General features: G+C 68.6%; 8 protein-coding genes. 1 reads left to right on the top strand and 7 read right to left on the bottom strand.

From position 1 onward, the window contains the following. Positions 1-151: 151 nt before the first annotated feature. The 7 genes from DBR34_RS14935 to DBR34_RS14905 all read right to left on the bottom strand — a co-directional run bounded on the left by DBR34_RS14935 (position 152) and on the right by DBR34_RS14905 (position 8,198). The gene (locus DBR34_RS14935) at positions 152-1,471 is read right to left on the bottom strand and encodes an MFS transporter (protein WP_128097378.1); all 1,320 of its coding nucleotides are present in this window, start codon (positions 1,469-1,471) and stop codon (positions 152-154) included. A 49-nt stretch (positions 1,472-1,520) separates the two neighbouring features. After that, positions 1,521-2,408, bottom strand: coding sequence for a type I 3-dehydroquinate dehydratase (gene aroD / locus DBR34_RS14930; RefSeq protein WP_258223965.1), 888 nt, complete (start codon positions 2,406-2,408; stop codon positions 1,521-1,523). Next, positions 2,408-3,667, bottom strand: coding sequence for a carbohydrate porin (locus DBR34_RS14925; protein WP_258223964.1), 1,260 nt, complete (start codon positions 3,665-3,667; stop codon positions 2,408-2,410). The genes aroD and DBR34_RS14925 overlap by 1 nt, the downstream gene beginning before the upstream one ends. A gap of 58 nt (positions 3,668-3,725) precedes the next feature. Continuing rightward, on the bottom strand, positions 3,726-5,237 hold the full coding sequence (locus DBR34_RS14920) for a right-handed parallel beta-helix repeat-containing protein (protein ID WP_128097376.1): 1,512 nt from the start codon (positions 5,235-5,237) through the stop codon (positions 3,726-3,728). Between the two features lie 301 nt (positions 5,238-5,538). Beyond that, positions 5,539-7,104: a YdiU family protein gene (locus DBR34_RS14915; protein ID WP_128097375.1), complete on the bottom strand. Its 1,566-nt coding sequence runs from the start codon at positions 7,102-7,104 to the stop codon at positions 5,539-5,541. A gap of 37 nt (positions 7,105-7,141) precedes the next feature. Beyond that, complete coding sequence (locus tag DBR34_RS14910) at positions 7,142-7,834, bottom strand: glutathione S-transferase (protein WP_128097374.1); 693 nt, start codon at positions 7,832-7,834, stop codon at positions 7,142-7,144. Positions 7,835-7,988: 154 nt separating this feature from the next. Then, entirely contained in the window at positions 7,989-8,198 is a 210-nt protein-coding gene (locus DBR34_RS14905; protein WP_017356920.1) for a cold-shock protein, read from the bottom strand. A 300-nt stretch (positions 8,199-8,498) separates the two neighbouring features. Between DBR34_RS14905 and DBR34_RS14900 the strand changes: the two genes are divergently transcribed. Further along, positions 8,499-8,975 carry a YaiI/YqxD family protein gene (locus DBR34_RS14900; protein WP_128097373.1) on the top strand — a complete coding sequence of 159 codons (477 nt, stop codon included), beginning with the start codon at positions 8,499-8,501 and terminating at the stop codon, positions 8,973-8,975. The last annotated feature ends 83 nt before the right edge of the window (positions 8,976-9,058 follow it).

The raw sequence follows: 9,058 nt of genomic DNA, 5'->3' as shown, positions 1-9,058 counted from the left end.
CTGCGTTGCTCCTTGCCGTGCCCTGCAGGCGGCGGCGACATACGGGGGAAAACGGGACGCAGACATGGTGCGCAGCGGCGACGACGCGGTCAATCCGATAATCGGACTCATGATGCGATAATCGCACAATCGGATGTTCATGCCCGGCGACTCAGTTGCGCGTCTGGCCAACGCCGACGCGCAGGCCCAGGCAGGCCCACGCCGCCAGTGCCAACGGCAGCGCACACAGCACGTACAGCGCGGTGGGCGACCAGCCCGCATCGACCAGCAGGCCGACGGTGAGCGGCGACAGGATCGCGCCGACCCGGCCAATGCCGATCGCCCAGCCCAGCCCGGTGGTGCGCACGTCGGCGGCGAACACCACCGGCGCGGCGGCGTACAGGCCGGCCATGGCGCCGAACAACGCCGCACCGATCACGAACGCCACCGGGAAGGCGATGCCCAGTTGGGTGTTGAAACCGGCGAAGGCCAGCATCGCCACCATCGCCAGCAGCAGGCTGGCCGCGGTGAGCCGCGACAACGCCCAGCGCGAGGCCAGCCAACCGAACAGGCTGCCACCGACAATCCCGCCCAGGTTGAGCAGCACGCCCCCGGTGATGCCCTGCTGTGCCGACACGCCGGCCGACACCAGCAGCTTCGGCGTCCAGCTCAGCACGAAATAGAACGCGAACATATGCAGGAAGAACGCCAGCGCGATCAGCACCGACACCCGGCGCAGGTCGCCGACGAACAGCGCGGCGTAGCCTTTACGGCCATCGGGGCGCAGGGGTGCCGGCGGTAGTGCCTGCAGCGCGGGCATGTGCATGCGCGCCAGCAACGCGTTGAGCCGCGGCAAGGCATCCGGCGGACGCCGGGCCACCAGGAAATCCAGCGATTCGGGCAGGCACTTGAGTACCAGCGGGATGCACAGCAACGACGCGCCGGCACCGATCAGGAACACGCTGTGCCAGCTGAAATGCTGCAGCATCCAGGCCGCCAGCACCCCGCCCAGGGTGGCGCCGATGGGGTAGCCGGTGGCCTGCAGCGCCACCGCGGTGCTGCGCCATTTGGGGTTGGCGTACTCGGCGGTGATCACGCCCACGCCGGCCAGCATGCCGCCGATGCCCACGCCGGTGAACACGCGCAGCGCGCCCAGTTGCCACGCATTGCCGGCCAGTGCCGACAACGCCATGCCCACGGTGAGGATCACCAGGCACAGCATGATCATCGGCCGCCGGCCCCAGCGGTCGGCCAGCGGCGCCAGCAGGAACGAGCCCAGCGCCATGCCGACCAGGCCGGCGCTGAGCATGATGCCCAGCAGCTTGCCCGACAGCGCCCAGTCGGCCGATACGTGGGGCGCGGTGAACGCCATGACCATCACGTCGAAACCATCGAGCATGTTCAACAGCACGCAGATGGCGATCGCCGTCCACTGGAAAGGACTCATCCGCTCAAGCACGAGCGGGGACGCGGCGGCGGTGGCATGGCTCATACGGGAATCCTGCGACGACGTAGTGCGGGGTGCGTTCGGCGGGGAGGTCTCAACGACCGGCCTGGCTGGACGCATGGATGACCTGGAGCACCTGCTGCAGCTGCTCGACCTCGACCTGGCCCGGCGCTGACGGGGTGCCGATCATGCCGAAGGTCAGCGCCTGCCCGAAGGTTTCCCCGGCCAGCCGCGAGACCACGCCGGTACCGCCCATGGACATGGTCAGCAGCGGCTTGCGGCTGCGCTGGCGCACCTGCCAGGTCGCATCCAGCAGCGCCAGCACGTCGCCGGCGTCGCGCGGCATCACCGCGATCTTCAACACGTCGGCCCCCATCGTTTCCTGGCGCAGCAGCCGCGCAACGATCTCCTCGCGCGCCGGGGTGGCATGGAAATCGTGGCTGGACATCACCACCTTCACCCCGGCCGCGTGCGCCTGCGCGACCAGCGCCGCTACCCGCTCCGGATCGCGGAACATCTCCACGTCGATCAGCTGGGTGAAGCCGCCGCGCAGCAGCGTGGCGTACAGCGCGGCGTAGTCGGCGTCGCTGATCGGCTTGCTGCCACCTTCGGCCTGGGTGCGGAAGGTGAGGATCATCGGCTTGCCATCCAGCGTGCGCGCGATGCGCTTGCCGAGCGTTACCAGCGCCTTGCCGTCGGTGGCGATGTCCAGATAATCGATGCGCCATTCGGCCAGGTCGGTGGCCGGGCTGGCGGCGATCACGGCGGCCTGCTGCAGCGCCTGTTCGGCGGTGGCGCCGGTGATCGGCACGATGGTGCGCGGCGCGCCCTCGCCGAGGCGCAGTGTGCCTACCTGCAAGGGCGTGACCGGTACCGGTGCGGCGTGGGCGACAGCCGCGGCGCCGCCGAGTACGGCGGCCAGCATGAAGGGAGTGAGCGGACGCATGCGGTTCACCAGGAACGAGGGAAGGAAGGCGCGCATCAGAAGGTCACCTTGGCCTGCACGCCCACGGCCCACGCGTTGTCGGTGCGGGTGTAGGCGAACGTGCCGGGGTTGACGATGTACTGCACGTCGGGGCGGACCATCAGCCAGGGATTCACCTGGATGCTGTAGGACAGTTCGAACAGTTCCTCGGCCTGGCTCAGCTGGTACAGCGGCGAGTCCGTCGCCACCCCCATGTCGGCCAGGGTGGCGCGGCGCGCGTCGACCAGGCGGCGGTTGATGTCCGCGCCCACGTAGCCGAGCGCGATGCTGTCCTGCGCACGCGTGCCGATGCCCTGGTAGACACCGCCCAGTGCATACCAGCGGCGGATCTGCGCGGTGTCGGTGTCCGACACCATGTACTGCGCGAAGGCGGTCAGGCCGCGCTGCGGGTCGCCGGCCTCGCGGGTGAGGCGCTGCTCAGCCAGCACATACGCACCGTGGCGGCCGGTGGTGGGCGAGGTATCCAGCCCGCGCTGGTCCACGCGCGAGGTGTCGTAGTAGCCGCCGAACTTGTACACGCCCGGGTGCGCCCCGCCCTTGTCCGGGGTCCAGGTCACCTCCAGCGGAATCAGCGAGCCGGTGGTGCCCGACACGAACGGGCGGAACGCATTGCGTTCGATGTTGCCGCCGAGGTTCGGGTTGACCTGGAACCAGCCGGTGCGCACGTTCAGTGCCGGGCTCACCTGCTGGGCCACTTCACCGCCCCAGCGCGCCGTGGGGTAGTTGTACCAGCCGCTGTTGCCCGACATCGCCAGCGGATGGGCGCAGAAGGCGGCGTTGACGAAATGGGTCAGCAGGCTGTGCAGGCCGAACTGGTTGCCCATCGCGTAGTAGCCCAGCTTGAAATACGACTGCCCACCGTTGAAGGTCTGGTCATAGCTGGCCTCGGTGAGCCGGGTGTACTGGCCACCGTAGGCTTCCTGGATCGGGAAGCGATTGCCGACCAGGTCGGCCGAGGTGCTGTTGCCGCGGCGGTCGTTGAGGGTGACGTGGAAGGCACCGCCGTCCCAACCGGCCAGGCGGCCCATGTCCAGGTCCACGCCGACCCGCACCTGCTGTGCATACCGCGCGCCGGTGCGGCCGTAGCCGCCGTCGACCACGCCCATCGCCTCGCCCACGTAGTCGCCCCGGAAGCGGATGCCGCGTTCGTCCAGCGCGGTACGCGTGCCGCCCCAGTCGCCGGTCAGGGTCTTGCCGTCGTAACGGTTGCTGTCCTGTGCGTGGGCCAGCGCGGGCGCCAGCACGGCAGCGGACAACAGGACGGCAAGCGGAGCGGGGTTCGGAAATCGCATCGGAGTCTCTCGGGTCGACGGGTCAGCGCAGCGACAGCGGCGCGCTCAACGGGGAGGTGGCACCCAGCGCGGAGGTCGCGGTGGCGGTGAGCGTGGCGATACCGGCAGCCTCGCCGGTGGCCGGCAGCGCCAGCGTGAAGCGGCCCTGCCCCTGCGCATCGGTGACGGCGTCGACGGTGCCGAGCAGGTACTCGGCTTCATTACCGTTGGCCGCACGGTTGCCGAACACGTCCAGCTGGTAGCGCTGCCCCGGCGGACCCTGGAATACGCCGTGCACGGTCCGCGCGGTGCCGCTGCCCTGCACCGCCTGCAACACCGGCGCGGCCTGGCCCAGGTTGGGGGCCGGCTGACACCCGGTGGTATCGGCGCCACTGCAGATGCGCGCGCGCTTGGCCGGGTCGGTCTCCACCCCGCGTCCGCGCGAGCCCACGAAACTGGCATGTTCCAGCCCCGGCACGCCGAACACGATCGCCCCGCGCGGCTGGCCCGTGGCACAGGCGCCACCGGCTTCGCAGCGCGCGATCTTCAGCCCGTTGCCGACCATCTGGTTGGCGCTGAAGCGGTTTGGTGCGCTTACCGGCTGCGGACGCACCGCGATGCCGATCCCGTTGCCGGTGATCGTGTTGCCGTCCAGCACGTTGTCGCTGCCGGTGACGCTGACCCCGATCGAGTTGCCGGTGAAGGTGTTGGCCGCGATGTAGTTGCGGTTGCCCCAGTTGATCTGCAGGCCGTCGGAGTAGTCGACGAAGCGGTTGCGCACCACCGTGTTGTCGTTGCCCCACAGAATTTCGATGCCCTGCGACGGCTCCGGGTTGGCGGCGGTGGACTGGAACAGGTTGTCGGCCACCAGGTTCCAGGCCGCGCCGCGGGTCAATTCCAACCCGTCGCCGTTGTCGACGAACTGGTTGCGTACGATGCGGTTGTGCACGGTGGTGGTGGCGGTGGACTGGCCCTTGCCGTCGTCGCCGGTGAGCATGATGCCGGCGCCGCCCTTGTTGGCCACGATGCGGTTGTCGTGGATGTCGCTGTGGCTGCTGCGGTTGATCAGCACGCCGATGCAGAAGTTGCGGATCTCAAGACCGCTCAGCGCCACGCCGGTGGTGTCACGCAGGACCAGGCCCGGCAGCGTGGTGGTGCGCACGTTGGTGCCGGACTGGCCCGGCTCTGCACCCGGGCAGGCATCGGTGCCGGTGCCGGTGACGTAGCCGGCGCCGTCGATGGCAACGTACTGGCCGGCGCTCGCCCACGGGGTGCCGACGATCTGCACCGGGCCGACGATCTCCGGCAGCGGCGAGGCCGGGCGGATCACATACGGCGCGCTGCCCACCGCGTCAATCTCGATGCGGTAGTGGCCCGGGGCCTGGTTGGCGGTGGTGATCGCCCAGCGCAGCGACCCGGGTGCGGCGTCGTCGGCGTAGCGGACCACGTGCAGCACCTGCAGCGCCTCGCGCGGCGGCTCGGCCTGGTAGGCCAGCGCCAGCGACGGCAGCACCGCAAGCAGGGACAGGGAAACAACAGACAGACGGCAACGCATGCGCAGGCTCCGCACAGGGAAAGGGTCTCCGGCGGTCTTTCCCCTGCACCTGGCTTCAGTACCGTGTGGGCACTGCCCTCGCCCGCCAGAGGTGGATCGCTTGGAACGGGATTGAAAGTAGGTTTATCGCACTGCACCATTCAAGTGCGTTTATCGACTACGTGTGCGATTATCGGATTTCACCACTACGACCATTGTCGTAGGCGCAGGCACGCCAACGGCCACCGCAGGCGCTGCGGCGTGCGGTGGCGTGTCCGTCAGGAGATTGGCGGTGCAGGCGCGGCATGCCGCGCAGCCGGGCTCAGGAGCTGCAGGACAGCATCGAACAACCGGCCTTGTCGCGTGCCCAGTCGGGGCGCTTGCCGGCGAAGTGCGCGCGGCCCGGTTGCACCTCGTAGGGGGTGCGCAGCACCTCCAGCAGCGTGTGCACACCGCTCATGTCGCCCTGCTCGGCCTGTTCGATGGCTTCCTGCGCCAGCCAGTTGCGCAGCACATACACCGGATTGGCACCGGCCATCCGCTGCTGGCGCGTGGCCGCATCCAGCGGATCGGCGCGCAGACGCGCGGCGTACTGCTGCAGCCAGACCTGCAACGCGGGCAACACGGCCTCGCGCCGCACGTCGCTGTAGAAGGCCTCGGCCAGCACCTGCACCGACGGCGCCTGCGGATCGAGCGCCATCAGGCCGCGGAAGGCCAGCGTCATGTCCATCTCGCCGTCCTGCAGGATCTGCCGCCAGGCCGCCATCATCGCCACGTCGTCGTCGCTGCAGTGGGCCAGGCCGAACTTGGCGGCGATGTCCGCGCGCTCGCGCTCGGCGTGCACGGCCTGGAAACGGGCCAGCCCGTCGTGCAGCGGCGCGACATCGTCAAACAGCGGCGAAAGTGCCTGCGCCAGCCGGGTCAGGTTCCAGTACGCCACCTGCGGCTGGGTGCCGAAGCGGTAGCGACGGCCCTGCGCGTCGGTGGTGTTCGGGGTCCAGTCGGGGTCGTAGTCGTCCACCCAGCCATACGGGCCGTAGTCGATGGTCAGGCCCAGGATGGACATGTTGTCGGTGTTCATCACCCCATGCACGAAGCCGACCCGCATCCAGTGCGCCACCAGGATCGCGGTGCGCTCGCAGATCTGCGCGAACCACTGCGCATAGCGCTGCGCGCCGGCATCGGCCAGCGCCGGGAAATCACGCGCGATGCAGGCGTCGGCCAGCTGCCGCAGCAGGGCCACGTCGCCGCGCGAGGCCGGCAGTTCAAAGGTACCGAAGCGGATGAACGACGGTGCCACCCGGCACACCACCGCGCCGGGTTCGGCCTTCGGGTGGCCGTCGTAGAACATGTCGCGCACCACTGCATCGCCGGTGCCCACCAGGCTCAGCGCACGCGTGGTCGGTACGCCCAGGTGGTGCATCGCTTCGCTGCACAGGAATTCGCGGATGGACGAGCGCAGCACCGCGCGGCCATCGGCGCCGCGCGAATACGGGGTGCGCCCGGCCCCTTTCAGTTGCAGCTCCCAGCGCGCGCCGTCCGGGGCCAGCAGTTCGCCCAGTGAAATGGCGCGGCCATCGCCGAGCTGCCCGGCCCAGTGCCCGAACTGGTGGCCCCCGTAGTTGGCCGCCCACGGCTGCATGCCGGCGTACAGCGCGTTGCCGCCGAACACCCGCGCGAAATCCGGGCTGCCGGTGAGGTCCGGGCCAAGGCCCAGCAGGTCGGCAACGTCGGTGGAAAGCGCCAGCAACTGTGGCGCGGCGACCGGCGTGGGCATCACCGACGACCACGCGGCACCGCGCACCTCGCGCACGCGCGGGCCGGTTTCCTCGTCGCCGGGAAGGTCGCCGATGAATCGGTTGTCGAAGCGCAGGGGGTGGGTATCCATGCTCACCAGATGGGGGCGCGGCCACGCCCCCGCAAGTTCATGCCGCGCCCGCGCCCAGGTCCAGCGCCCCGCCGCGCTCGGTGGCGCGCTGGTAGGCCGGGCGCTGTTCGATGCGCTGCAGGAAGCCCTGCAGTTTCGGGTACGCGTCCATGCTGCCCGCGCGCGAGGCGGCCGCCTGGATCGGGAAGCTCATCTGGATGTCGGCAGCGGTGAAGCGTTCGCCGGCGAACCACGGCGACTGGCCCAGCTCGCGCTCCATCCACTGCAGGTGCAGCTTGAGCTGCGGGCCCACGAACCCCTTCATCACCTTGTCGGCGATGCCACGGGCAATCGGCTTGGCGAAGAACGGCATGGGTGCCTTGCGCACGCGTGCGAACACCAGGCTCAACAGCAACGGCGGCATCGCCGAGCCCTCGGCGTAGTGCATCCAGTAGCGGTAGCGCAGGCGCTCGGCGGCCTGGGCCGGCAGCAGTTCGGGCGACAGCTGGCGAGCGCTGTCGTAGCGGTCGGCGAGGTATTCCAGGATGGCCCCGGACTCGGCCAACACCAGGGTGTCGTCCTGCAGCACCGGCGATTTGCCCAGCGGGTGGATCTCGCGCAGCGCCTGCGGCGCCAGCCAGGTGGTGGGATCGCGCTGGTAGTTGACCAGCTGGTACGGCAGGCCCAGCTCTTCGAGCATCCACAACACGCGCTGCGAGCGCGAGTGGTCCAGATGGTGCACCTTGATCATTGACGGGTCCGCAGGTTCAAAGCGACATCGTAACGAGGTACGCGCCCTGCCGATGTCATCGGCCGTCCACGGATGAAAAAACACCGCGCATAAAAAACGCCGGAAGCTTTCGCTCCCGGCGTTTCATTGCAACCTGACGGTAGCGGGGGGTCGATTAGACCGCCTGCACCTGATCAGCCTGCATACCCTTCTGGCCCTGCACGGCGACGAAGGTCACCTTCTGGCCTTCCTGCAGCGACTTGAAGCCGGTGCCCTGGATGGCACGGAAGTGCACGAAAAGGTCCGGGCCGCTTTCCGGGGTGATGAAGCCGAAGCCCTTGGCGTCGTTGAACCACTTCACGGTGCCCTGCTGACGATCAGACATGTACTAACTCCTGAAACAATAGTTGAAATAATCGCGGCCGCCGCTTATCGGAGCCGAGACTGAGTTGCAGGCGTTGGTAAAGCGGATCGATGAGCAGATCGTGAGATCAACTGCACCAGGCCACGATTCACGGTGACCCTAGCAAACACAGTGTGGGTGACGATACTCGTGTTTTACCTAAAAAGCGATAGCTGGTTTATTCAGCCATCCCCCCGTCACGCCTGACGGGACAAGGGATTGGCGCATCCTACACGATTTCGCGCGCCCCATTCAGACTTTTCCTACCTTAAGATCAGCCAAATGCCCGATTCAAGTTCCGCCACATGCCGCATCTGGGTTGATGCGGACGCCTGCCCCGGGGTGATCAAGGAGATCCTGTTCCGGGCGGCCGAGCGCGTAAAGGTGCCGCTGACCCTGGTGGCCAACCACTGGCTGCGCACCCCGCCCTCGCGGGTGATCGACTTCCTCCAGGTGCCGTCCGGGCTGGACGTGGCCGACAGCGCCATCGTCGAGCGGGTGGCCGCCGGCGACCTGGTGGTCACCCAGGACATCCCGCTGGCCGCGCTGGTGATTGCCAAACAGGCCGTGGCGCTGAACCCGCGCGGGCAGCTGTATACCCCCGACAACATGGCCGAGCGCCTGTCGATGCGCAATTTCATGGAGGAACTGCGCGGTGCCGGCGTGCAGACCGGCGGCCCCCCGCCCTTGGGGCCGCGCGAACGGCAGGCGTTCGCGGCCGAACTGGACCGCTGGCTGGCGAAGCGTTCAGGGCGCTGAACGGGACGCAGGTGAACGCGTAATCCACACGGGTAGTGCCGGCCGCTGGCCGGCTCCCCATGAAATCCGAACGTCCCCGGTAG

This window comes from Stenotrophomonas sp. HMWF003 (genome assembly GCF_003061285.1).
GTDB lineage: Bacteria > Pseudomonadota > Gammaproteobacteria > Xanthomonadales > Xanthomonadaceae > Stenotrophomonas > Stenotrophomonas maltophilia_AP.
The sequence above is the reverse complement of the archived record's forward strand: the minus strand, read 5'-3'. Positions and strand labels throughout refer to the sequence as shown.

Bases quoted from the DNA above. Each gene is read 5' to 3' on its own strand.
- DBR34_RS14935 (WP_128097378.1), bottom strand. From the start codon at position 1,471: ATGAGCCATGCCACCGCCGCCGCGTCCCCGCTCGTGCTTGAGCGGATG.
- aroD (WP_258223965.1), bottom strand. From the start codon at position 2,408: ATGCGCGCCTTCCTTCCCTCGTTCCTGGTGAACCGCATGCGTCCGCTC.
- DBR34_RS14920 (WP_128097376.1), bottom strand. From the start codon at position 5,237: ATGCGTTGCCGTCTGTCTGTTGTTTCCCTGTCCCTGCTTGCGGTGCTG.
- DBR34_RS14915 (WP_128097375.1), bottom strand. From the start codon at position 7,104: ATGGATACCCACCCCCTGCGCTTCGACAACCGATTCATCGGCGACCTT.
- DBR34_RS14910 (WP_128097374.1), bottom strand. From the start codon at position 7,834: ATGATCAAGGTGCACCATCTGGACCACTCGCGCTCGCAGCGCGTGTTG.
- DBR34_RS14905 (WP_017356920.1), bottom strand. From the start codon at position 8,198: ATGTCTGATCGTCAGCAGGGCACCGTGAAGTGGTTCAACGACGCCAAG.
- DBR34_RS14900 (WP_128097373.1), top strand. From the start codon at position 8,499: ATGCCCGATTCAAGTTCCGCCACATGCCGCATCTGGGTTGATGCGGAC.